General features: G+C 65.9%; 21 protein-coding genes. 10 read left to right on the top strand and 11 right to left on the bottom strand.

Annotated elements, in window-relative coordinates; genetic code table 11:
- Positions 1-44 precede the first annotated feature (44 nt).
- Positions 45-788, top strand: a complete 744-nt coding sequence (locus tag ACFYOW_RS11915) for a hypothetical protein (RefSeq protein ID WP_387286995.1) — start codon at positions 45-47, stop codon at positions 786-788.
- A 102-nt stretch (positions 789-890) separates the two neighbouring features.
- On the opposite strand, the gene ACFYOW_RS11910 is transcribed toward ACFYOW_RS11915, so the two are convergent.
- The 7 genes from ACFYOW_RS11910 to ACFYOW_RS11880 form a co-directional block, all read right to left on the bottom strand.
- On the bottom strand, positions 891-1469 hold the full coding sequence (locus tag ACFYOW_RS11910) for a ribonuclease H (RefSeq protein WP_387286993.1): 579 nt from the start codon (positions 1467-1469) through the stop codon (positions 891-893).
- A 10-nt stretch (positions 1470-1479) separates the two neighbouring features.
- A complete protein-coding gene (locus ACFYOW_RS11905; protein WP_387286991.1) occupies positions 1480-1950 on the bottom strand; it encodes an SRPBCC family protein in 471 nt (156 codons plus the stop codon).
- Positions 1951-2100: 150 nt separating this feature from the next.
- Positions 2101-3279: an L-2-hydroxyglutarate oxidase gene (gene lhgO, locus ACFYOW_RS11900; protein WP_387286989.1), complete on the bottom strand. Its 1179-nt coding sequence runs from the start codon at positions 3277-3279 to the stop codon at positions 2101-2103.
- A 19-nt stretch (positions 3280-3298) separates the two neighbouring features.
- A complete protein-coding gene (locus ACFYOW_RS11895; RefSeq protein ID WP_387286987.1) occupies positions 3299-4006 on the bottom strand; it encodes a hypothetical protein in 708 nt (235 codons plus the stop codon).
- Between the two features lie 348 nt (positions 4007-4354).
- Entirely contained in the window at positions 4355-5140 is a 786-nt protein-coding gene (locus ACFYOW_RS11890; RefSeq protein ID WP_387286985.1) for a TIGR03084 family metal-binding protein, read from the bottom strand.
- Between the two features lie 130 nt (positions 5141-5270).
- Positions 5271-6626, bottom strand: a complete 1356-nt coding sequence (locus tag ACFYOW_RS11885; protein ID WP_387286983.1) for a hypothetical protein — start codon at positions 6624-6626, stop codon at positions 5271-5273.
- Between the two features lie 291 nt (positions 6627-6917).
- Positions 6918-7367: a MerR family transcriptional regulator gene (locus tag ACFYOW_RS11880; protein ID WP_387286981.1), complete on the bottom strand. Its 450-nt coding sequence runs from the start codon at positions 7365-7367 to the stop codon at positions 6918-6920.
- 184 nt (positions 7368-7551) lie between these two features.
- Between ACFYOW_RS11880 and lon the strand changes: the two genes are divergently transcribed.
- Together lon and ACFYOW_RS11870 are read left to right on the top strand one after the other, a co-directional pair.
- On the top strand, positions 7552-9894 hold the full coding sequence (gene lon, locus ACFYOW_RS11875) for an endopeptidase La (protein ID WP_387287495.1): 2343 nt from the start codon (positions 7552-7554) through the stop codon (positions 9892-9894).
- A 107-nt stretch (positions 9895-10001) separates the two neighbouring features.
- Entirely contained in the window at positions 10002-11684 is a 1683-nt protein-coding gene (locus tag ACFYOW_RS11870; protein ID WP_387286979.1) for an FAD-dependent monooxygenase, read from the top strand.
- 282 nt (positions 11685-11966) lie between these two features.
- Here the strand turns inward: ACFYOW_RS11870 and ACFYOW_RS11865 are convergent, their stop codons facing one another.
- On the bottom strand, positions 11967-12566 hold the full coding sequence (locus ACFYOW_RS11865) for a DUF1707 domain-containing protein (RefSeq protein WP_387286977.1): 600 nt from the start codon (positions 12564-12566) through the stop codon (positions 11967-11969).
- 118 nt (positions 12567-12684) lie between these two features.
- Between ACFYOW_RS11865 and ACFYOW_RS11860 the strand changes: the two genes are divergently transcribed.
- Both ACFYOW_RS11860 and ACFYOW_RS11855 read left to right on the top strand, forming a co-directional pair.
- Complete coding sequence (locus ACFYOW_RS11860) at positions 12685-13755, top strand: DNA polymerase IV (protein WP_387286975.1); 1071 nt, start codon at positions 12685-12687, stop codon at positions 13753-13755.
- A 52-nt stretch (positions 13756-13807) separates the two neighbouring features.
- The gene (locus ACFYOW_RS11855) at positions 13808-14803 is read left to right on the top strand and encodes an oxidoreductase (protein WP_387286973.1); all 996 of its coding nucleotides are present in this window, start codon (positions 13808-13810) and stop codon (positions 14801-14803) included.
- Positions 14804-14844: 41 nt separating this feature from the next.
- Here ACFYOW_RS11855 and ACFYOW_RS11850 read toward each other — a convergent pair whose 3' ends face one another.
- Entirely contained in the window at positions 14845-16725 is a 1881-nt protein-coding gene (locus ACFYOW_RS11850; RefSeq protein WP_387286971.1) for an ABC transporter ATP-binding protein, read from the bottom strand.
- A gap of 281 nt (positions 16726-17006) precedes the next feature.
- On the opposite strand from ACFYOW_RS11850, the gene ACFYOW_RS11845 reads away from it, so the two are divergent.
- Entirely contained in the window at positions 17007-19769 is a 2763-nt protein-coding gene (locus ACFYOW_RS11845; protein ID WP_387287493.1) for an FAD-binding and (Fe-S)-binding domain-containing protein, read from the top strand.
- A gap of 312 nt (positions 19770-20081) precedes the next feature.
- Complete coding sequence (locus ACFYOW_RS11840) at positions 20082-21029, top strand: DNA-3-methyladenine glycosylase family protein (protein ID WP_387286969.1); 948 nt, start codon at positions 20082-20084, stop codon at positions 21027-21029.
- 152 nt (positions 21030-21181) lie between these two features.
- On the opposite strand, the gene ACFYOW_RS11835 is transcribed toward ACFYOW_RS11840, so the two are convergent.
- Positions 21182-21388 (bottom strand): hypothetical protein, encoded by a 207-nt coding sequence (locus ACFYOW_RS11835; protein ID WP_040697671.1) that lies wholly within the window; start codon positions 21386-21388, stop codon positions 21182-21184.
- Positions 21388-21678: a hypothetical protein gene (locus ACFYOW_RS11830; RefSeq protein ID WP_387286967.1), complete on the bottom strand. Its 291-nt coding sequence runs from the start codon at positions 21676-21678 to the stop codon at positions 21388-21390. The genes ACFYOW_RS11835 and ACFYOW_RS11830 overlap by 1 nt, the downstream gene beginning before the upstream one ends.
- Positions 21679-22088: 410 nt before the next feature.
- On the opposite strand from ACFYOW_RS11830, the gene ACFYOW_RS11825 reads away from it, so the two are divergent.
- The 3 genes from ACFYOW_RS11825 to ACFYOW_RS11815 are packed head-to-tail and all read left to right on the top strand — an operon-like array spanning position 22089 to position 23451.
- On the top strand, positions 22089-23018 hold the full coding sequence (locus ACFYOW_RS11825; protein WP_387286965.1) for a helix-turn-helix domain-containing protein: 930 nt from the start codon (positions 22089-22091) through the stop codon (positions 23016-23018).
- Complete coding sequence (locus ACFYOW_RS11820) at positions 23015-23227, top strand: DUF397 domain-containing protein (RefSeq protein WP_387286963.1); 213 nt, start codon at positions 23015-23017, stop codon at positions 23225-23227. Before ACFYOW_RS11825 ends, ACFYOW_RS11820 begins: the two co-directional genes overlap by 4 nt.
- Positions 23224-23451, top strand: coding sequence for a DUF397 domain-containing protein (locus tag ACFYOW_RS11815; protein WP_063042542.1), 228 nt, complete (start codon positions 23224-23226; stop codon positions 23449-23451). Before ACFYOW_RS11820 ends, ACFYOW_RS11815 begins: the two co-directional genes overlap by 4 nt.
- The last annotated feature ends 122 nt before the right edge of the window (positions 23452-23573 follow it).

The following is a 23573-nucleotide window of genomic DNA, read 5'->3' as shown; positions in this document are numbered from 1 at the left end:
TATCGGTGCGCTCGGGTGCGCCGGGAAAGTGCAGGATTGTATCGATGTCCACTGATGATGTCGGCGCCGAGAACCAGAACTCGGATGCGCCGAAAGAGGACGCCAAGGCCGACGCGCCCGCCGAGGACAAGACCGTCGAGATCGGGAAGTCGGGTGATGCGGTAGCCGCGGCGCCGACCCCGGCAGCCCCGAAGTCCGCGCCGAAGCAGACGGCGGACACGTCGGCCAAGGGCGCGGCGCAGCCGGTCCCGCAGAATGGCGGCAAGGATCGCGGCGCGCTGGTGCCGATCGTCGCCGCATTCGTCGCCGGCGTGCTGCTCGTCGCGGCGGTGACCGCCGTTGTCGTCTTCTACCGGCAGGCGAGTAATCGCGGCGATGAGCTGGACGCGCACGAGGCGGCCACCGCGGCGGCGTGCGAGTACGGCAAGCTGATCTCCACCTACGATCCGCAGACCATCGACGAGTACCTGAAGAAGGTCGATGCCGCGTCGGCCGGTGATTGGAAGGATCAGTTCGCCAAGCTCGGCCAGGACCTCAAGGGTGTCGTGATCGACGCCAAGGCCACCTCGTCGACCTACGACATGCAGTGCGGTTTCCAGTCCGGCGATGCCGAGCACGCGAATGTGCTGGTGGTGATCGGTCAGACCACCACCAATGTGAATATCGCCGCGGCGAACAAGCCGCCGAGCAAGGTGGAGCTCGTGGTGGTGGCCGGTCTGAAGAAGGTCGGCGACAAGTGGCTGGTCGACAAGTTCGATCTGCCCATCCTGAAGCAGATGGGCAACTGAGCGGATCAACTACTGGCGAAAAGCGCCTCCGGGCGGGTGGGAATGGCACCACCCGCCCGGAGGTCTTTCCGGCGGTCTTACGTCCGGTCGCACCCGGCGGACTCAGAACAGGGTCAATGCCTGAGGTGCTGGTGCGACCGGCTTCCCCGCTGACCGCGGCCGGGCGGATTTTGTGGTCTTGTCGGAGGAGTCCTCGAGCACCGGCTGTAGCTCGGGCAGTTCCGCGGTCGGGATCTCACCGGCCGCCGCGGAGGCCGCGGCCTGTCTGGCCGCCTCGCCCGCGAGGGTGTCGGCCATTTCGTTGAAGTAATTGCCGACGTGTCCACGCACCCAGCGGAACCGGACCGGTCCCGGCCGGGAGGCGATGGCCCGGTCGATCTGTTTGATGAGTTCCACGTTCTTCACCGCGCCGCCGCTGGCGGTGCGCCAGCCGTTGGTCCGCCAGCCGAAGATCCACTCCGAGGCGCATTTGATCGCGTATAGCGAATCGCTCTCGATGAACAGCGGTTCCTCGCCAGGATGGGCGAGTACCGCCTCCAAAAGCGCGCGCAACTCCGCGACCTGGTTGGTTCCGGTGGCGGCTCCCCCACTGCGTGAACCGCCCTGATGATTGACCCAAGCCCAGCCGATGGCGCCGCCGGGATTGCGGAGGCAGGATCCGTCGGTGCTCACGATGATCATGGATGGCACCCTACGCAATCCGACCGACAAGATCGGTACCGTGGAATTCCTCTATCTCCCTTCGCAACTGGGATTCGGTGCGGCGCAGTGCCGAGCGCACGGCGGAATCCACCAGGCGCAGGCACAGCCGACCGAACAGCCCACTCGGTGGAGCGTACTCCGCTTGCGAGGTCAGTACCGAGCGTCCGTAGCCGAGCGGGTCGAAGCGCAGCGTCAAAGTGCCGGATAACTGGCCGCGCAATGTGTAGCCGATCACCACATTGCGCCGGTATTCGGTGATCTCGCATTCGATGGTCGGCCGCCACAGTCCCAGCCTGATCCGCGTCGTGAAGATCGCACCGAGACCCTGGTCGAGCTGGTCTTTCGGCTCGAACGCGGCGACGGCGAACATCCAATCCGGCACGAACTGATGGTTGTCCGTATAGGTGAAGGCCACCTCGACCGGGGCTCCGACGTCGCTCGCGTACTTGATGTGGCCCATAGGGCCCCTCCCTGTTGGCTCCGCTAAAAGTACTACAGCTCTCCTCTTTATTCGAGGGGTTGCCGGGAATTTGGTTGGCGGGCTTACCACATTGATGACCGGGCGGTCGCTTGGTTTGCTGGAACGCGCAACCCAGCTAACTCGGCGGGGTCACAGTTGGTCGACGATGTATTCGGCGATCGGCATGGCGGAGGTCGCCGCCGGTGACGGTGCGTTGAGCACGTGAATCGAGCGCGGTGTGCGTTCGATCAGGAAGTCGTGTACCAGGGTGCCGTCGCGCAGTACCGCTTGCGCGCGGATGCCCGCCTCGCGTGGTCGCAGATCCGCGATCGTGAGATCTGGGCAGTACCTTCGGCATTCGGCCAGATAGCCGCGTTTGAACAGAGAGTTGCGCAGCTCGCGCAGTCCGGTGCGCACATTGGCACGGGCCACCCGATGGAAGCCGGGAAAACCGAGCACCGCACGGGCGTCGCGGGCGTCGAAACTGCCCTTGCGGTAGCCCTCCCGAGCCAGGCCGAGCACCGCATTGGGGCCGACGGTCAGGGTGCCATCGATCATCGGGCTCAGATGTACCCCGAGGAAGGGCAGATTCGGATCGGGAATCGGATAGATAAGTGTGCGCACCAGTCCGGATCGGCCGGGCGGCAGCTGGTAGTACTCGCCGCGGAACGGAACGATGCGGAAATCGGTTTGCAGACCGGCGAGTTGGGCCATCCGGTCGGCCTGCAGACCCGCACAGACCACGAGGGTGCGCGCCGTCCAGGAACCCGCGGGACCTGCCGCGGTGACCGCATCGGTGGTTTCGGTGAGCGCGGTGACCTCGGCATTCAGCACGATTTCGGCGCCCGCGGTCCGGACCTCCTCGGCGAGTGCGTTGGTGACGCGGGTGAAGTCGATAATGCCGGTGGCGGGCACGAACAATGCGCCGACTCCGGTGACATGCGGTTCGCGGCGAGTCATTTCGACAGTGTCGATGAGTTCGACATCGACCCCGTTGGCGACCGAGCGTTCGTGCAGCGCGAGCATCCGCCGGCGTTCGGTGGCATCGGTGGCCACCAGCAGTTTTCCGCACACCTCGAACGGAATGCCCTGTGCCGCGGCGAATTCCTTCGTCCAGGCAGCGCCCTTTCGGCACAGCCGCGCCTTCAGACTGTCCGGCGGGTAGTAGATGCCGGAATGGATGACGCCGCTGTTGTGTCCGGTCTGATGGGTCGCGAGCGCGTCGGCCTTGTCTACGAGCACCAGGCTCGCACCCGGATGACGTCGCAGAATCCGATGCGCCGTCGCGACTCCGACGATCCCGCCCCCGATGACACAGAAGTCGTACATGGGACGCATCGTAGGCGGACTAGACCGCGACGGTGTGGTTCGCCGTCGTCATGGTCGCATTCGGGGTCGCTTCGACGGTTTCCGACGTAGCCGAATCTTCCACGGTCGCAGCATGTTCAGTGCCCGGCGCGGGATTGCGATCGAGCCGCAGGCCGTGTTCACCGAGGGTCGGATCCGTGAAGGTGAATATCACTATGCCGTTGTGCGTATCGACCTCGGCGCGCAACCGGGTGACGCCATCCGGATCGGCGTGGATGCCGAGCCGGTCCCGAGCCGGTTCGGTGAGCAGGAAATCCGTCAGTGCCGTCAGCGCATTGGTATCCACCGTGAAGGCGACGGAATTCGCCCGGCCCGGTGCCACCTGCGCGCCGACATAGGCGGTGCCGAGGCGCAGTTTGCCGCTGATTCCGGCGGAGGCAGGCGAATCGGTATGGGCCTGAGAGGTTTTCACCATGCCGTCGCTGGATTCCGCGGGGAAGCGGCCGAATAGTGCGGGCAGGTCGCGAGTTCCACCGGTCAATATGGCATCGGAGAGCACGGGTCCGTAGTCGGTGTCGACCTCCGGAATCCGAACCGCAGGCGGTGCGGCCACGACGTTGGTGGCGCGCTGGGTATCGGCCATCTGGTGGACGATGTAGGACCCCGCGGTAACGGTGAGACTGAGGCTGGCGGCGCCCGCGAGCACGATGGCGGCATGCCGAGCGATCTGGGCAGGCTTAGGTGTCACGATGCGTTCCTTTCCGTCCGCCCCTGATCCCCTCACCGCGCGGCCCGCATCGTTGAAAGCCGTACGCTTGTCCAGGTTACAGGGGCGGCCGCAGGTGGCGCCCCATGGGCGAGATCAGCATCACAAAGCCTGGTGATACCCGCGATGCCGAACCCGAGCCGAATGGCGTCGTCCATGTTTCTACAAGCTGACGAGCGGGTAAATACACTTAGCTGGCGAGCGTCATTCTCGACTGCCACATCGAGACACCCGGCCAACGGCGTCCGGCCGACACGAACGGCGCACCCAAGTGTGGCGCTCGCCCGCACCTAGAATTCCGGCCGGACCCGATGGTTCGGATGCGGCGGGTCAGGCGAACTGGCCCGCCGTCCGCCCGTCACCCGTCGGCCCAGCGAAAGCTTGTGCGATGGTGAGCCATTCGGCGGCGTCCGCGCCAATTGTTTTCAGCGCGAGATCGTCACGGTGCCGTCGCTGCGTCACCAGCAGGCAGAAGTCGAGTGCCTGACCGGTCACCCGCTGCGCGGCATCCTCGGGACCCCAGGACCACACGTTGTCGTCCGGTGCGGTGAGTTCGACCCGGAATTCCTCGGCCGGCACGGTCTTACCGCGCACGGTGTAGGCGAAGTTCCTGGTCCGCACGCCGATATGGGCGACCGTGCGCAGCCGGGTGGTCGGTGTCCTGGTCAAACCGAGTGCGTCGGCGATGTCCTGGCCGTGTGCGAAGGTCTCCATCATGCGCGCGCTGACCATGGATGCCGGGCTCATCGACGGTCCGAACCACGGCAGTTTGGTGCTGGACGGCAGCGCGCGCAGCGCCTCGATCAGACCGGCACGGCCGCGGCGCCATCGGTCGAGCAGTTCGGCGGCGGGTGCGGTGGCCGCTTCCTCGGCGGCCTCGTCGACGAAGGTGAACGCCTTAGGGCCCGCCTCCTCGACCAGCTTCGCGAAACCGTCCGGGTCGGTCGCGGCCAGTGCGGCGACCTCGTCGGTCCAGGCCAGATGGCCGATCTGATGGGCGATACTCCAGCCGGGCGCCGGTGTCGGCGCGGACCAGTCCGCCAGCGGGGCGACGATTTGTTCCAGTTCCGCGCAGTCGTCGGCGAAATCGCGCAGGAGCGCGTCTAGGTCGGCCATCAGATCCCTGTCCCGTCCAGGCGCACTGCTTCGTACACCGTCGCGATCCAGCATCGCAGCGGGCTCAAAAAAATGCAAGCACGCGTGCTTGTATTTGGCGCGGGCTCGCCGCCGACCGGATTCGGGCCGGTTACCAGCCGAAAATCGTCAGGTGGGCGGCGCCGACCACCAGGCCGAGCAGTGCGCCGTGCAAGTACAACAGCCAGGCATCCTGCTCGACCGAGGCGTAGAACATCTCCATGAACTCCCCCGGGGTGAGGTGCTGGAGTTTACGGGCGGCGAACTCATCGATCTTCTTGGCCTGTTCGAGGGTGAACGCCTCGTCCTCGACCAGGCTGGGAGCCAGCCCGACCGCCGCGCCCGCGGCGCCGACCTTGAGATTGTCGAACTGGCGGCGACCGAAGGCGACGCGCACGATCGAGGTGGTCGGGCCGAGTTGGCGATGGATCTCATCGGAGACCAGCCGCTCGATCAGCTGCCTGGTCTTATCGCCGTTCGGACCGTCGAGCAGTTCCTTGGACAGGTTCGGCAGCGTCAACACCTGATAGGCGAGGATATGCGCGAGATCGGTCGCCGCCTGCGGCTGTCGCTTGGCCAGCAGCGCCTGCTTCCACAAATACCTGTAGCGCGGCTGCGGATCACCCGGTTCGAAGACCATTTTGACCGCGATGACATTCACGATCACGCCGATCGCCGCCGAGGCCAGCAGCACGATCAGCCAACCCGGCACCCAGCCGAACACCGGAATGGTGTGGTGCACATGCATATACAGCGCGAGCAGCAGGCCGAACGGCGCACCGAGCAGGCCGATGCGCACCATGAAACGCAATTCGGGGGCGGCGATGGTGGTGGTCAGATCCTTGAGGATGTACGGGTTTTCCTGCAGATACCGAATGACGAAGGTTTTGATATCGATGAGCTGGTCCACATTGTCGCCGAGCGATTCGAAGGCGCGCCGGGTCAATCCGGGCAATTCCCGGTCCACCCGCTGATAGATGACCTGTTTCATCGCCTTCGGCACCCCGCGCCACAGGTCCGGATTCTCCCGGTACATCACCTCGTCGACGAGCGGTTTGACCTGTTTGCTCGCGAGTATCGCGATGTAATCGGCAATACTCTCCAGATCCAGTTCGTGGATGAAATCCCGCGGACTGCCGATGCGCATCAGCGCCTTGTCGACGCAAATGCTCGCCATCTTCTCCGCACGCGCCGGAATGAATCCCTGGAATCCGAGCCGGCGGCCGTCACCAGAAAATGTCGGCAGCACCTGGACCCGGCGCGGAAAGTACGGATACAACACCTGGAGGCCAGGAATCCGGATTCCGCGAAAAATGACCGGCCAGAACAGCATCAGCACACCGGTCCAGTTGGTGAGCCAACCGGCGAGCGCACTGAAGATCGGAAAGGTGATCAGATCGACGGAGAACTTGGACAGACCGGTCAGCTGTTCCCAATCGATGAACACTCCGGAGGTGAGTGTTGTCATCGGTTGGTCCCCCTAATGCCGCCCAGGTGTGAGATATCTAGCTGCCAACATTCTCATTGGCTCCGATGGGGTGTCAATGCGGGACTGAGCCCGGGGTCTTGCACCGCATCCAACAGCATGAGTGCCCCCACAACGGCGAGCACCGCCCCCACCTGCTTCCAGTCCTGTCCGAACACCCACGTGCTCCTCTCGGATGCAGCGGCTCAGCGAACACCGGCACCGTCCGCCCACCAATAGGGCGGTCCCGCTGTTCTCAGCGCCGCAACACGTATGTCATTGCCGACGGAGGTATCAGCCCGGGGGTGCGGTGAAATCGCGGTCGCCGATTGCGATTCGACCTCGATAGATATCGAGCTTGCGGTCGATGAGCGCGAGATTCTCTTGGATCTCGGCCAGTTTGGCGACCACCTCGCCGCGATGCGCCTCCATCAGCGCGATGCGTTCCGGCTCGTTGCCCTTTCCGGCGGCCACGAGTTCGGCGTAGCGACGCATGGTCTGGATGGGCATTCCGGTGGCTCGCAGCCTGGTGCATACGTAGATCCAGTCCAGGTCGAGCTGGTGGTAGCGCCGCCGCCCGCCGGCGGTGCGGTCGACGGGGGTGATGACCAGGCCGGCGCGTTCGTAGTAGCGCAGAGTGTGCACGCTGACCCCGGTAAGACGCGCGGCCTCACCAATACTCAGCCCGTCCGGATTGTCGCAGCGAACAGGTCCGGATATCGGCCGCGCATCGACTTCGAACACGCTCTGAATTGTAGTGCCGCATCGAACGCTGATCGCTCTGAGCGAACGTGGGCGGCGGTGTGGAACAAACGTGGAAGGCCCGGGGTTGACTGGACATCGCTCAACTTTTGGAAGGGTCGAACACGTGACTACACCACAGAACCTGCCGGTGCTGTTCCTGACCGATCCGATCGTGCTGCCGGGCATGGTCGTGCCCATCGAACTGGACGAATCGGCGCAGGCCGCCATCGACGCCGCGCGCGCCGCGAATACCGACGCGGTGCTGCTCGCGCCCCGATTGACCGAGGGCTACGCCTCCTACGGCGTCGTCGCCACCATCGAACAGGTCGGCCGGATGCGCGGTGGCGCGCCCGCCGCGGTGCTGAAGGCCGAACGGCGCGCCAAGATCGGTCACGGGGTCACCGGGCCGGGCGCCGCGCTATGGGTCGAGGCCGAACCGGTCGAGACGCCCGCCGCCGACGGTCGCACCAAAGAGCTTGCCGCCGAATACAAGAAGCTGGTCGTTTCGGTGTTGCAGCGCCGCGAGGCCTGGCAGATCATCGACGCGGTCAATCAGCTGACCGATCCGTCGGCGATCGCCGACACCGCGGGCTACGCGCCGTACCTGACCGCCGACGAAAAGCGCGAGCTGCTCGAAACCCCCGATACCGCACAGCGTTTGACCAAGCTGATCGAGTGGACCAAGGCGCATATCGCCGAGGCGGAGGTCACCGAGAAGATCAGCGAAGATGTCCGCGAGGGCATGGAGAAGAGTCAGCGCGAATTCCTGCTGCGTCAGCAGCTCAATGCCATTCGCAAGGAACTCGGCGAGGACGAGCCCGACGGCGCCGACGACTACCGCACCCGGGTCGAGCAGGCCGATCTGCCCGATGACGTGCGCGCCGAGGCATTGCGCGAGGTCGGTCGACTGGAGCGGGCCAGCGATCAGAGCCCGGAATCCGGCTGGATCCGGACCTGGCTGGACACCGTCCTCGACCTGCCGTGGACCGTGAAGACCACCGACAGCACCGATGTTTCGGCCGCCCGTGCCGTGCTGGACGCCGATCACCACGGCCTGGACGAGGTCAAGGATCGCATGGTCGAGTACCTGGCCGTGCGCTCCCGCCGAGCCGCGCGCGGACTCGAGGTCGTCGGCGGACGTGGTTCCGGCGCGGTGCTCGCGCTGGTCGGTCCGCCCGGTGTCGGCAAGACCTCGCTCGGTGAGTCGGTGGCACGGGCCATGGGCCGCAAGTTCGTTCGCGTTGCCCTGGGCGGTGTGCGCGACGAGGCGGAGATCCGCGGTCACCGGCGCACCTACGTCGGTGCGCTGCCGGGCCGGATCGTGCGTGCAATCAAGGAGGCGGGATCGATGAATCCCGTTGTCCTGCTGGACGAAATCGACAAGGTCGGCTCGGACTTCCGCGGTGATCCGGCCGCGGCACTGCTCGAGGTGCTGGATCCGGCGCAGAACCACACATTCCGCGACCACTACCTGGATCTGGATCTGGACCTGTCCGACGTGCTGTTCATCGCGACCGCGAATGTCCTGGAGACCATTCCCGGCCCGCTGCTGGACCGCATGGAAATGATCAGCGTCGACGGTTACACCGAGGACGACAAGGTGGCCATCGCCCGCGACTTCCTGGTGCCACGGCAGCTGGAACGCAATGCGCTTACCGCCGAGGAGGTTTCGATCACCGACGAGGCATTGCGCGAGGTGGCGGCCAACTACACTCGGGAAGCCGGTGTGCGGCAGATGGAGCGGTTGATCGCGAAGGCATTGCGCAAGGCCGCGACTCGGCTGTCCGAGGACGGAACTGGTTCGGCCGACAATGTGGTGCCGCTGGGTTACGACGCCGAGCTGGGTTACGACGCGCTGGCCTCGTTGACCATCGATCTGGAGAACCTGAAGGACTACCTGGGTCGTCCGCGCTTCACCCCGGATTCGGTGGAACGCACCGCGGTCCCCGGTGTGGCAACGGGTTTGGCGGTCACCGGTCTCGGCGGCGATGTCCTCTACATCGAGGCCAATGGCGCCGAGGGCGAGCGCGCGCTCACCCTGACCGGTCAGCTGGGTGATGTCATGAAGGAGTCGGCGCAGATCGCCCTCACCTACGTGCGCTCGCACTTGGCGGAGATCGGCATCGAACCGTCGGTGCTGGATCGCAATATCCACATCCACTTCCCGGCGGGGGCGGTGCCGAAGGACGGGCCGTCGGCGGGTGTCACCATGGTCACCGCCCTGGTGTCGCTGGCGCTGGGTCGGCAGGTGCGCGCGGATGTCGGCATGACCGGTGAGGTCACGCTGAACGGCCGGGTGCTGCCGATCGGCGGGGTCAAGCAGAAGCTGATGGCCGCGCAGCGTGCGGGTCTGAAGACGGTGTTCATCCCGGCTCGCAACGAGCCGGATCTGGACGACGTGCCTGCGGAGGTGTTGGCCGCCCTGGATGTGCGCCCGGTCGCCGATGTGGCCGACATCCTGGCCTACGCCATCGAGCCGGTCGCCGAACCGGCCCTGGGCGCCCCCGCATTCGCAGCGAGCGCCTGATATTCGCCTCGAACGGGCCGTACCTGCGGGTACGGCCCGTTTCGTATGCATGCTCGCCGTGACCGCGACGCAAGGGCGGTGCAAGCCCGGGCGCACACGATCGTGGCATGACTCCTACCCAGCGGATTCCCGTTCTCGTTGTCGGCGGCGGCCTGGTCGGACTATCGGCCGCGCTGTTCCTCGAATATCACGATGTCCCTTATGTTCTCGTCGAAAAGCGAACCAAGGCATCGGCGTTGCCGAAGGCGCGCGGCCTGCACACCAGGACCACCGAGCTGTTCCGTCAGGTCGGCGTCGAGGGGCGGGTCCGCCAGGCCTCCGCGACCGCATTGCGGGCGGGCAGCTTCGGCGGCGCGAGCCGGGGCACCAGCCTGATCACGGCTGAGCCGCTCGACCTGAGTCACTTGCGGTCGGCAATGGCGGCGGCCGATCCCAGCCCGTCGCAGTTCTGCTTCCTGCCCCAGGTACTGCTCGAGCCGGTGCTTGCCGAGCAGGCCCGCGAACGCGGTGGTGATCTCCGATTCGGAGTCGAGCTCATCGATTTCGAGGCCGATGATGCGGGTGTCACCGCATCCCTGCGGGACGAGTCGGGTCGCAGCTCGGTTATCCGGGCCGACTACCTCATCGCGGCCGACGGTGCGGCCAGTCCGATCCGTCGGGCATTGGGTATCGCAGGCTGGGAGCTGCCGCCGACGCGCCACTACCTCAATGTCTTTGCGCGGACGGATCTTACGGAGGTGCTGGGCGGTCGCACCTTCAGCCAATGCGAGATCAGCAGTGACACCGTGCGCGGACTCGTGTTGTCCAAGAACAACACCGACGAATGGTCCTTTCAGCTCGAATACGACCCGACCCGTGAGACGGCCGCGGACTATCCGGACGAGCGCTGCATCGAACTGGTCCGCGCTGCGATCGGCGTGCCCGATATCGAGGTCGAGGTGCTGGCGCGAAGTGCTTGGGACACCGGAAGTTTCGTGGCCGACGAGTATCGGCGCGGCCGGATCTTCCTGACCGGTGACGCCGCCCACCGGCACGCGCCGTGGGGTGGTTTCGGCGGCAATACCGGTGTCGCCGACGCGCATAATCTGGTCTGGAAATTGGCTGCCGTGCTGTCGGGTACCGCCGGGCCCGCGCTGCTCGATTCCTATCAGGTCGAACGGTGGTCACGTGCGATCATCGCCGCCGAACAGGCCAATCTGGGAGACGACTTCGAAACCCGCTACGGCATCGAAACCCCCGACAACGCAGACATTTTGGCGCGTCGGTTGGATTTCGGGGCGGTCATGTCGCGGTTCCGGTACGCGTCGAGCGCGGTATCGCGCAAACCCGCGGAGTGCGTCGAATGGGTCGAGCCGCATGTCGATCGGCTGACCGGACAGGTCGGAACGCGACTGCCGCACCTGTGGCTCGACGCCGAGCACACCACCTCGACCCTGGATCTCTGTGGACCCGGTTACGCGATACTGATCGCCGGAAAGTCGGCTGCCTGGCGCGATGCCGCGGCCGATGCGCAGCGCGAAACCGGTATCGAGATCGCGGTGCACGGCTTGGGTAGCGAATGGGGTGCCCGCACCGAGCTGCCGCAGGGCGGTGCGCTGCTGGTGCGTCCGGACGGACATGTGGCCGCGCGCTCCGATGCGGGTATGTATCCCCGGTCGCTGGTCACGACGTTGCGTTCGCTCATGGGCTGGTCCTCGGATGCTCAGCTGCCGAGTTCGCGCTCGACCGAGCGCGCATTACCCTGGGCGACCGCGCACAGCACCGGTTCGGTGTCCGGACGCTCGGCATAGATTTCGCACGCGACGACGGCCCTGTCGACCCGGAGCGACGGTGGCCTCGCCGCGCAGCCGGGTACCGGCGGCGGACCGCAGGTAGGTGAGGGTAAAGCCGTTGCTAGTGCCCCGTCCAGATAGGTTGCCGCGCTATCCGGTCCGGCCGGCTCGCCGAGCGCAGGCGAAACGCGGCGCGACACGGCACGCGGCACCGCCATTTGACTGCGCTCGACGGATCTCGGTACCTCAGAAGCCAGCTGGACGCGGGCACTAGCGTCCGCCAGGTGGAGCGCGGAACGGTCAGACGGTCGGGCGGGGCCGGCGCAGCAGCCAGGCCAGGAACGATCGCCGCAGCGGGCGCGGATACTTCGCCACCACGGCCCCGGAGCCGATCTCCCCGTCGACTCGGAGCAGCGGCGATCCGGGCAGACTGCCCTCGGTCACCTTGTTCTTGACGGTCCCGCTGCTGGCTTGCACCCGATCGAGGTCGACCCGCCAGCCGCGCGGCACGATCAACTGGATCGTGCCGGAACCCACGGCAACATGTACCACGACCTCGCGATGCGGGCACAGTGCCTGCGTGAAGTCGATTTTGATGCCGCCGGAACTGCATTCGGCCGTGATCTCGGCGGGGACGATCCACGCGCCGTCCTTCACCCGCGCCCCACTGCCGGTGCGCAGTTCGATGGGTTCGCGCGCGGCGGCGATCACCGGCAGATCGGCGGTGATGGCGACCAGTTCCTGCGCCGTCTGCGCCGAATAAACCGCGACCAGCCGTTTATCCAGCTCGAGCAGATCGAGTTGCCCCTCGTCGACGGCGAGCTGCAGCTGCTTGGCCGCGACCTCGCGATCGATATCGCCGACCCGAACCGCGGGCAGGTTCTCCTGTGCGTCGGTCATGCGGCTCTCCCCTTGCTCGTCCTGACGGAGATCGTACGGACGGCTCGTTTCCGAGTCGACCAGGGACGTTCGTGGCCAATTTCCGCTGCTTGTCATGGTCATGCGGTAAGACCTATGTATGCCCAGGTGGCTGCTGCACGTCGATCTCGACCAGTTCCAGGCGGCGGTGGAATTCCGCCGCCATCCGGAGCTGCGCGGCCTGCCGGTCATCGTCGGCGGCAATGGCGATCCCGACGAACCGCGCAAGGTGGTGACCTGCGCGTCGTATCCGGCCAGAGCATTCGGGGTGCGCGCCGGGATGGCATTGCGCTCGGCCAAGCGCAAATGTCCCGACGGGATCTTCCTGCCGCTGGATATGGCCACCTATGAGGAGGCATCCGAGGAAGTCATGGCGTTGCTGCGGACCTTTCCCGGCCGCGTCGAGGTGTGGGGCTGGGACGAGGCATTCCTCGCCGCCGACACCGACGATCCGGAGCAGCTCGCACGCGAAATCCGTAGCGCCATCGCCCAATTGGAACTAACCTGCGCCATCGGCATCGGCGACAACAAGCTCACGGCCAAGCTGGCGACCGGCTTCGCCAAATCCGCGGGCAAGTCCTCGGCCGCGCCCGCCGATACCGTCGGCGCGGCGGCGGGGATCTTCCGGCTCACTGCCGCGAACTGGGTCGAGGTGATGGCACACCGTCCGACGAATGCGCTGTGGGGCATCGGAAATCGGATCGCCGCGCGGATGGCCGAACTCGGCATCGAAACCGTCGCCGACCTGATGGCCGCCGATCGCCAGCGCCTCGCCGCCGAGTTCGGTCCGAATACCGGCCCGTATCTCTGGGTGCTCGGCCACGGCAAGGGCGATACCGACGTCACCACCGAACCGCGAATTCCGGTGGGCCGCAGTAAATCCGAGACCTTCCCCCACGACCTGACCGATCCCGAGGAGATCCGCGCCCAGGTGGCGCGACTGGCCACCGAGGTCGGCGAGGAGATGGCCGCCGCGGGTCGCACCCCGCTGCGCGTCTCGGTGACCGTCCGCAGCAATACCTTCTATACCCGCAGCAAGCAGGAGAAACTTCCCGAGCCGACGACCGATATCGCGGCCATCGTGGAAACCGCCCTGCGCATCATCGACCGGTTCGAATTGGATCGCCCGGTCAGGCTGCTCGGCGTGCGCCTCGAACTCGTTCCGCAATAGCCGGCGGCGAAGATCCGCCCCGGCACCGGCCGACGCTCGTATGCTCGTCGGCATGGAGTTCTGGGCGATGGTGGCACAAGAATCGGACAGCGGGATCGTGCTCACGCGGCAGCAGGTCAACGAGGACTTCCTCGGGCCGGGTGAGGTCACGATCAAGGTGCACTACTCGAGCGCGAACTACAAGGACGGGCTGGCGATCACTGCGGGCGGCGGCGTGGTCCGGAAGTATCCGATCATCCCCGGCATCGATATCACCGGTGAGGTCGTCACCTCCGAGGTCGACGATTTCGCGCCCGGTGATCAGGTGGTGGCGCACGGCTATGACATCGGCGTTTCGCATCACGGCGGCTTCGCCGAGTACGCGAGGGTGCCGGCCGACTGGGTGGTCAAGCTGGACGGTCTCAGCACCCGCGACGCGGCCGCGCTCGGCACCGCCGGTTTCACCGCAGCACTCAGCGTGCAGGGGCTGCTCGATCACGAACTCACCCCGGACACCGGCGCGGTGCTGGTTACCGGAGCGACGGGCGGTGTCGGCAGCGTGGCCATCGATATTCTGTCGGGCCTCGGCTTCGAGGTGATCGCCTCCACCGGAAAGACCGATGCGGGTGATCGGCTGGCCGAACTCGGCGCGAACGAGGTGATCGGTCGCCTGCCGGAGGATCCGGATGCGAAACTGCGTCCACTGTCCAAGGCCACCTGGGCCGGTGCGGTGGACAGTGTCGGCGGCAAATCCCTCGCCTATATTCTCAGCGCGATCGGCTACGGCGGTGCGGTCGCGGTCAGCGGCCTGACCGGCGGACCGGATCTGCCGACCACCGTCATGCCCTTCATCCTGCGCGGCGTATCGCTGCTCGGCATCGACTCCGCGTACGTCCCGATCGACAAACGCCGCGCGATGTGGGCACGACTCGCCAATGAGCTGCGGCCCCAGCACCTTTCGGCCATCGAGAACTTCGCGCCCATCACCGAGGCCGAGCGGGTCCTGCATGCCATTCAGCACGGCAACCACTCCGGACGCACCGTATTCGGCGTCGCAGGCGAATTCTGACAGTACGCACCGAAGCCCGGCTCAGCCGGGCTTCGGTGCGCTCAGGCCGCGACTTCGACCGACTCGTCCGCGAACTGCGTGCGGTACAGCTCCGCGTAGCGTCCATCGGCGGCCAGCAATTGGGTGTGCGTGCCGCGCTCCACGATTCGGCCGTCCTCGAGCACCAGGATCTGGTCGGCGGCCCGAATGGTGGAGAGGCGATGTGCGATGACCAGTGCGGTTCGACCGTCCAGCGCTTCGGAAAGTGCTTCTTGGACAGCGGCTTCCGAGGTGGAGTCCAATGATGCGGTCGCCTCGTCCAGGATCACCACGCGTGGTTGTTTGAGCAGCAGCCGGGCAATGGTCAGTCGCTGGCGTTCACCGCCGGAGAGGCGGTAGCCGCGCTCGCCGACGACGGTATCCAGACCGTCCTGCAGTGACGTCACCAGCTCACGCAGCCGAGCCCGCTGCAACGCGTCCCATAGCTCGGCCTCGGTGGCCTCCGGTCGGGCCAGCAGCAGATTGGCGCGGATGGTGTCGTGGAACAGGTGGCCGTCTTGGGTGACCAGGCCGACGGTGTCCCGGATCGAGGTCGTGGTCAGCTCGCGCACATCGGTGCCGTTCAGCCGCACCGCACCGCCGTCCACGTCGTAGAGCCGGGAAACGAGTTGGGCCACAGTGGATTTCCCGGCACCGGAGGAACCGACCAGCGCGACGAGCTGACCGGGCTCGGCCCGCAGCGAAACATTGTGCAGCACGTCTACCCCGCCGCGGGTATCCAGCGTCGCGACATCCTCGAGTGAGGCGAGCGACACTTTGTCGGCCGACGGGTAGCCGAAGGTGACATTGTCCAGTTCCACCTCGACCGGACCCGCGGGCACCGCGACGGCATCCGGCGCGTCCTCGATCAGCGGTTTCAGATCCAGCACCTCGAAGACCCGCTCGAAGCTCACCAGCGCGGACATGATCTCCATCCGAGCACTGGCCAGTGCGGTGAGCGGTGTGTAGAGGCGGGTCAGCAGCAGCGAAAGCGACACCACCGCACCGGCATCCAGCTGGCCGCGCAGCGCGTACCACCCGCCGAGTCCGTAGACCAGGGCCAGTGCCAGCGCCGAAACCAGGGTCAGCGAGGTGACGAAAACCGTCTGCAGCATCGCCGTGCGCACCCCGATATCGCGCACTCGACGCGCGCGGAGTGCGAATTCGTCCGACTCCTGCTGCGGCCGTCCGAACAGCTTCACCAGCGTCGCGCCGGGTGCGGAGAACCGTTCGGTCATCTGGGTGCTCATCGCCGCATTGAGGCCCGCGGCTTCGCGCTGCAATCCGGCCAGCCGATTGCCCATCCGCCGGGCCGGAACCACGAATACCGGCAGCAGCACCAGCGCGAGCAGCGTGATCTGCCAGGAGATGCGGACCATGACGGCGAGGGTGAGCGCGAGGGTGACCAGATTCGTGACGACACCGGAGAGCGTGTCGCTGAACGCGCGCTGCGCGCCGATCACATCGCTGTTCAAACGGCTGACCAGCGCACCGGTGCGGGTCCGAGTGAAGAACGCGACCGGCATCTTCTGCACATGATCGAACACGGCTGTGCGCAGATCCAGGATCAGACCCTCACCGATCCGCGAGGACAGCCAGCGAATGATCACTCCGAGTGCGGCATCGACCACCGCGATCCCGCCGATCAGGATGGCGAGAGTGACCACGACGCGCGGCGCCGCGCCGCCGACGATGTCGTTGACCACCCGACCGGCCAGCACCGGCGTCGCCACCGCGAGCAGTGCGGACACCACGCTGAACAGCAGGAACGCGCCGATCCGGCGGTGGTGCGGCCGCGCGAACCGCAGAATGCGCCGCGCGGTCGCGAGCCGGAACGGCCGCTGCTCCTGCGGCGCGTTCGCCCGCCGATACATCTGGCTCCAGGCCACCGATTCGATACTCACCGTGCTGCTCCCTCTCGCTCCCCGCCCATCGAACACCTGGCCACCGACACTAAGACCTCAACAAAGGTTGACTGCAAGCCCATTCCGCAAGGATTCCGCGCACAGCGAAACCGCCGCACCTAGTCCTTGGCACCGCCACAGGGTGCGGATCCGGCAAGGGTGTCCGGATCAGGACATGTGTGCCGATTCGAAGCAGAGTACGGATCCAGACAAAGGGTCCGGATCTGGCGCCGGTGGTCGGGGATGTGCGTGCATAGGCTGGTGGGGTGAGCGAGGACCAGATGTCGCATGCGTTGCGTCGCAGGATCGCGGGTGAGGTCGACGCGTCCTTGCGTCGGCGCGCCGAGTACTCCTCCGATGCGTCGAATTATCGGGTGCTTCCGGCCGCGGTTGTCTTTCCGCGCGAGGCCGAGGATGTGGCGCGCACGCTCGAATTCGCCCGGGGTAATGGACTGACGGTTACCGCGCGGGGTGCCGGGACTTCGGTGGCGGGCAATGCTGTCGGGCACGGGATCGTGGTGGACTTCAGTCGATATATGAATGGCGTCGGTGAGCTGGATCCGGAACGGCGCATCGCACGCGTCCAACCCGGTGTCGTCCTTGCCGAATTGCAGCGAAAGGCCGGCGTGCACGGGCTGCGGTTCGGGCCCGATCCGTCGACGCAGAATCGGTGCACGCTGGGCGGGATGATCGGCAACAATGCGTGCGGACCGCATGCGGTGGCATGGGGGCGCACCTCGGATAATGTGCGTGAGCTGCGCATTCTCGATGGGACGGGAGCCGAGCGGACGCTGGCGGCCGACCCGTCCGTAATTCCCGGCCTGCCCGAATTCACCAGGGCCGGTCTCGCGGTGATCCGCACCGAACTCGGCCGATTCGATCGGCAGGCATCGGGCTACGGTCTGGAACATCTACTGCCGGAACGTGGTTCGGCGGTCGCGAAGTCATTCGCGGGCACCGAGGGGACCTGCGGATTGCTGCTCGAAGCAACGGTGGATCTGGTCCCGCTGCCGCGGGCCACCGTGCTCACGGTGCTCGGCTATCCCGATATCGCAACGGCCGCAGACGATGTCGCGGCGGTGATGGCCTGCGACCCGATCGCGGTCGAGGGTATCGATGCGCGACTCGTCGATATCGTGCGCGTACATCACGGGGCCACCAGCGGTGTGCCGGAACTGCCGCGCGGTAGCGGCTGGCTTTTCGTCGAGTCCGTCGGTGATACTCCCGCCGAGGCATATGCCGCGGCCGAGCAGCTCTGCCGAACCGTCGGTGCGCTTGACTCCAGGATTGTCACCGATCCCGGTGCCGCCGCGGCACTTTGGCGCATTCGAGCCGAAGGCGCGGGACTGGCCGGACGTACTCCGGCGGGTCATCCGGCCTGGCCGGGCTGGGAGGATGCGGCCGTCCCGCCAAAGCACCTCGGTGCGTATCTGCGCGATTTCGCCACGCTGACAAAGGAGCACGGCGTGGACGGACTGCTCTACGGTCACGTCGGCGACGGCTGCATCCACGTCCGTCTCGATCTGCCGATTGCCGATGCACCGCGACGCTTTCGGAGCTTCATACAGGATGCGGCCGAGCTGGTGGTCCGCTACGGCGGCTCGCTCTCCGGCGAGCACGGCGATGGCCGCGCCCGCTCGGAATTGCTCTCGATCATGTACTCCCGGGACGCGCTCGACGCATTCGCCGGGTACAAGGCGCTTTTCGATCCGGATGATGTGTTGAACCCGGGCGTCCTGGTTGCGCCGCGCCCCATCGATGCCGACCTGCGTCTGGTCGGAGTGCGGCCGATCGGAGCGGGCGGTTTCGCATTTCCGCACGACAACGGCGATATCTCCACGGCCGTGCATCGCTGCGTCGGAATCGGCAAATGCCGCGCCGACACCCGCGCGACCGGTGGTTTCATGTGTCCGTCGTATCTGGCCACCGCCGACGAGAAGGACAGCACCCGCGGCCGAGCACGGGTGCTGCAGGAGGTGGTGCGCGGAGCACTGCCCTGGTCGTCCGAGGCGGTCGCCGAATCGCTCGATCTGTGTCTGTCCTGCAAGGCTTGTCGCTCCGACTGCCCGGCCGGGGTCGATATGGCGACCTACAAATCCGAGGCGCTCTACCGCCGCTACCGCCACCGCCCGCGTCCCATCGATCATTACTCTCTGGGATGGCTGCCGCGCTGGCTCGGTGTCGCGGGTCGCATGCCGCGAGCGGCGAATGCGCTGGCCGAAGTCGGCTGGCTGCGCCGAATCACCTTGCGCGCAGGCGGAATTGATCCGCGACGTGCGGTACCGCGACTCGCCGACCGCGGTTTCCGCAGGAGCTGGCACGAGCGGGGGGATTCTGATGGGGCACCCGAAGTGCTGCTGTGGATCGACACCTTCACCGATGCCTTCGACCCCGAAATAGCACAGGCCGCAGTACAACTGATCGAATCTCTCGGCTACCGAGTCCGGATACCGGGACGGCGCGTGTGCTGCGGGCTCACCTGGATCAGCACCGGACAACTCGAGGGTGCTCGAGCTCGGCTGCGCGCGACACTGACCGAATTGGATGAGCATGTGCGCGGCGGCGGCATCGTCGTCGGCCTCGAGCCGTCCTGTACGGCGGTCCTGCGCTCGGACCTGCCGGAACTGCTACCGGACGACCCGCGCGCGGCCGTTACCGCCGCCGCCGTGCGCTCACTCGCCGAATTCCTTGCCGAACAGCCGAACTGGCGGCCGCCACCGCGACCGGGACAGTCGGTGGTCGTCCAACCGCATTGCCATCACCATGCCGTAACCGGCTTCGACAAGGATCGCCAACTATTAGCCAGCATGCAGATAAATGTGACAGAGGTCACCGGCTGCTGCGGTCTGGCGGGAAACTTCGGAATGCAATCCGACCATTACGACATTTCGGTCGCGGTCGCCGAGAATGGCTTGCTCCCGGCGCTACGGAATGCCGACGAAGATTCGATCTTCATAGCCGACGGGTTCTCGTGCCGAACCCAGGCCATGCAGCTGAGCGGCCGCCGAGGCCTACACCTCGCGCAATTCCTGCTCGGCGAATGAGCCTCAGCTGCCGAACGGCAGCGTGCCGGACGGAATCTGGTACCCCGAGCTGCCCGCGGAAACCGCACCCCAGGCATTGAGCAACCAGTTGAGCGCGTTGGTGATCATTTCTTACCTCCGTAATGGCGACTGCCAGCTGTTTGCCGAACGCATCAATATCGCCACGTCAATTCTTTGCGTTACAAAATAATGGGGACCAGCGGTTATGCCGAATCCGTATGGAAATCGCACATTCGGACCGAAACAATTGTGAGCCGGGCAACATTCGAGGCCCCCGCGCCCGCCGCCCACCTACCGGGGCACAATGGGGCGGTGCGCAATCAGACGGCCGCGCCGGACCTGAACCGGACCGGCCTGACCAGGACGATCACGGCCGAGCGGCCGATCGATCTCGCGCCAACCCTCGCGCCACTGTCCCGCGGCAGCGGCGACCCCTGCCACCAGGTCACCCATGACGGCGCGCACTGGCATGCCTCCCGAATGCCGACCGGCCCGGTCACCTATCGCCTGACCCAAGCCGATCGCCAAACTGTCGATGCCCGCGCCTGGGGTCCGGGCGCGGCCGAATTCCTCGACGGACTCGACTACATGCTGTGCCTTGACGAGGACGTCTCCGACTTCGCCCCCGATCATCCGAAGATCGTCGACGCGCACCGCCGCTTTCCCGGATTGCGCATGCTGCGCACCGGCCTGGTCTTCGAGGCTTTGGTACCCGCCGTGCTGGAACAGAAGGTGCACACCGTCTCCGCCCGCGCATCATGGCGAAAGCTGGTGCGACAGTTCGGCTCTCCCGCACCCGGCCCAGCACCCGCCGGACTGCTGCTGCCACCCGACGCCGATACCTGGCGCACGATCCCGTCCTGGACCTGGCACCGCGCTAATGTCGGGCCCCAGCGCGCGCAGACGATCGTGCGCGCGGCCCGGGTGGCCGACGCGCTGGAGCGGGCGGGGGCCGAAAGTCCGGCCGAAGCCGCCCGCCGCCTGCGCACGGTGCCCGGCATCGGGGTGTGGACCGCCGCCGAGATCGGGCAGCGCGCCTTCGGTGACGCGGATGCCCTCTCGGTCGGCGACTACCACCTTGCGGCCATCGTCGGCTGGACCCTGCTCGGTGAACCCATCGACGACGACGCGATGGTCGAATATCTGGAACCGCTACGGCCACATCGCTATCGGGCCGTCCGCCTGCTGGAGATCAGCGGTTACGCGCACAAGCCGAAGTTCGGCCCGCTCACCCCGCTCACCGATCACACCTGGCACTGAGCGGATCCGCCGGACAACTCGTTTCGGCAGGCCGTATTTCGTCTGCGCGACAGCGTGCCGTCGATGTGCCAGGGACTCGGCGGTCACCCAGCACAGCACCCGAATGCAGTCGGCAAGCACCTCCGGTACGCCCGGTGGCTCGGCAGCGAACCTCATAATGGCAGGGCGCGCTCGTCCAGCACACATTTGCCCGCCTCGACCAGCGTGGTCCGCGCCGCACGGCGGACCCGGCACCGGTCGACAGTGCAGTCGATATGCAACTGCATTGCGGCGTGGGCTTGTTCGGTTGTCAGCACACCAGGGTCGTTTCCGCAGGCCAATAGGGATGCGACGGGCATGTGCAGGTTGGTGAGTTGCATCAGGCGACCTCCGCCCGGCGGCGCACCGCGCGGACTTGTCGGGTGTATCGGGAGATCGGTCCCTGATCCCACGGTGCCTGTCGAATCGCCATCCCCAACGCCTCGAGGACGGTCAGGCCGACCTCGTCCGCGAGATCGCCGACCGCGGCGAACAGCGATGGCACCACCTCAGCAACCTTCAGCGCGGCAACCGCCTGGTCGCAGGTCAGCGTGCGTTCGGGCAAATAGGAAACCACCCAGCTCTCCTGCCCGACGCTGCGGGCACGATGCGGGGTCAAATCGCTGGTCATCAAGGACGACGCTATGACACTTACAGCCATGACTCCTCGTTCCTTACGTGCGATTCCTGCGACGCTCGCGACGCGCCCGGAGGCGGTAGCTTGCGTGACCACGGAGGACGCCGCGAGCGTCGCCATCGAATACTGTGCGCGCCCGGAGGTTTCACAGGAGGAGGGGAAAGGCGCCTGTTCCGCTCCGGGCACACTCTCAGCACACCATCGCGGCAGGTCGCGAACAGTGTCCTTGATGGATATCCAAAGATTTGAGGCGAATTCCCAGCACAAAACCCAGCAGGGAAGGGAGGATTCTCCATAGTGGACGAAAGAGCCCTCTGCCCAAGCGAAGTGCCAGGGAACCGAGCTTATGGGGTCGCCCCGGAGCAACCGTTGGGTTTGCATCCGAGCACAGAACGGAGCGTGCTGTGTCAGCGAATTCGGCAAGAGCGTCGGAAACCCCGGACCGGCTATCCCCTGAGAACGCCGCCTCCACTCTACCCAGACGCCAGCTCGGCAGGTATCTCCGGGACTGGCGCACCCAGTCGGGTCTCACCATCGCGGAGGCATCCAGGCTGATGGAGTGGGGTGCAAGCACGTTGCAGCGCTTGGAAAAAGGCCAGGCCGACCGCATCCGAACGATCGATATCCAAGAATTGTGTCGTATCTACGGCATACCGGACGAATTGTCCGATGGCCTCAAGGGCCTGGCTCAGCAAGCCGCCGTCAAGAGCTGGTGGCATGCCTACGGCGATCTCATCCCCGAAAACTTCGATATCTATGTCGGTTTGGAGGCATCGGCACAAAAACTCACCTCCTACCAATCCGAAATCGTACTGGGCCTACTTCAGATTGCCGACTACACCAGGGCGCTCAATCGTCTCGGCTACCCGGATGATTCGGACGCGGAGATCGAGCGCCGGGTCCAATTGCGTATGCAGCGACAGGCTTTGATCACCCGTAAGGTCGCACCGGCGACGGTGAACGTGATCCTGCACGAGTCGGTTTTGCATCGGGTGGTCGGTGGCGCCAAAGTGATGGCGGCGCAGCTACGTCATCTTGCCGATATCAGCACCCAACCCAATATCTCCCTGCGTATCCTGCCGTTCGCGGCCGGTGTTCCGCTCGGAGTGTCCACCGGACCGTTCACGGTTCTCGAATTCGGTATCGATAGCAAAGGCCAGCCGATCGAGCCGCCGGTGGTGTACGCAGAGGGCTTCACGGGGGATCTCTACCTCGAAAGACATGCTGATGTACGGCGGTACGATCGTGCGCACGAGTGCCTCCAGCGCTGCGCGCTGGATATTCAACCCAGTAGGCATCTGCTCCGGCAGATAGCGAAGGAGTATGTGGCATGAGTATGGATTTGGTTGGCGCGCAATGGTTCAAGAGCACCCGCAGCGGTGCGGGCAAGGACTGCGTCGAGGTCGCTTTTCTCGCGGGCGGCCGGATCGGCGTACGCGACAGCAAAATCCCGGTGGACCTGCCCTCATCTTCGGTATGGGCGCATGGCACGCTTTCACCGCAGGTGTTGCGGGCGGCGAGTTCTGAGGAGTTGCGGGCGTGAGCATCAATGAGGGCGCGAAAGTAGATTTGACCGGTGCGGTCTGGCGTAAAGCCGGCGAGGGCGCGGGTAAGGACAGCGTCGAGGTGGCGCTATTGGATGCCGGGCATGTCGCGTTGCGTGACGGTAAGGACCCGGACGGGCCGGTCCTGGTCTTCACCCCCGGTGAGTGGGCCGCTTTCACAGCGGGTGTGCACGATGGTGAGTTCGACCGGCCCGAGTCCTAGGGTGAGTGACCCGGCGGTGTCGTGCCCGCCGGGTTCGGTCACGTGACGGCAGACCGGGTCCCGCCGTATTGATCAGATCTGCTCGGGAAGATCACGAAACAGCGCAGATTCGACAACGAAAC

The sequence above is a fragment of the Nocardia sp. NPDC006982 genome, from assembly GCF_042869435.1.
Classification (GTDB): domain Bacteria; phylum Actinomycetota; class Actinomycetes; order Mycobacteriales; family Mycobacteriaceae; genus Nocardia.
This window is presented reverse-complemented; position numbering and strand designations above follow the sequence as displayed.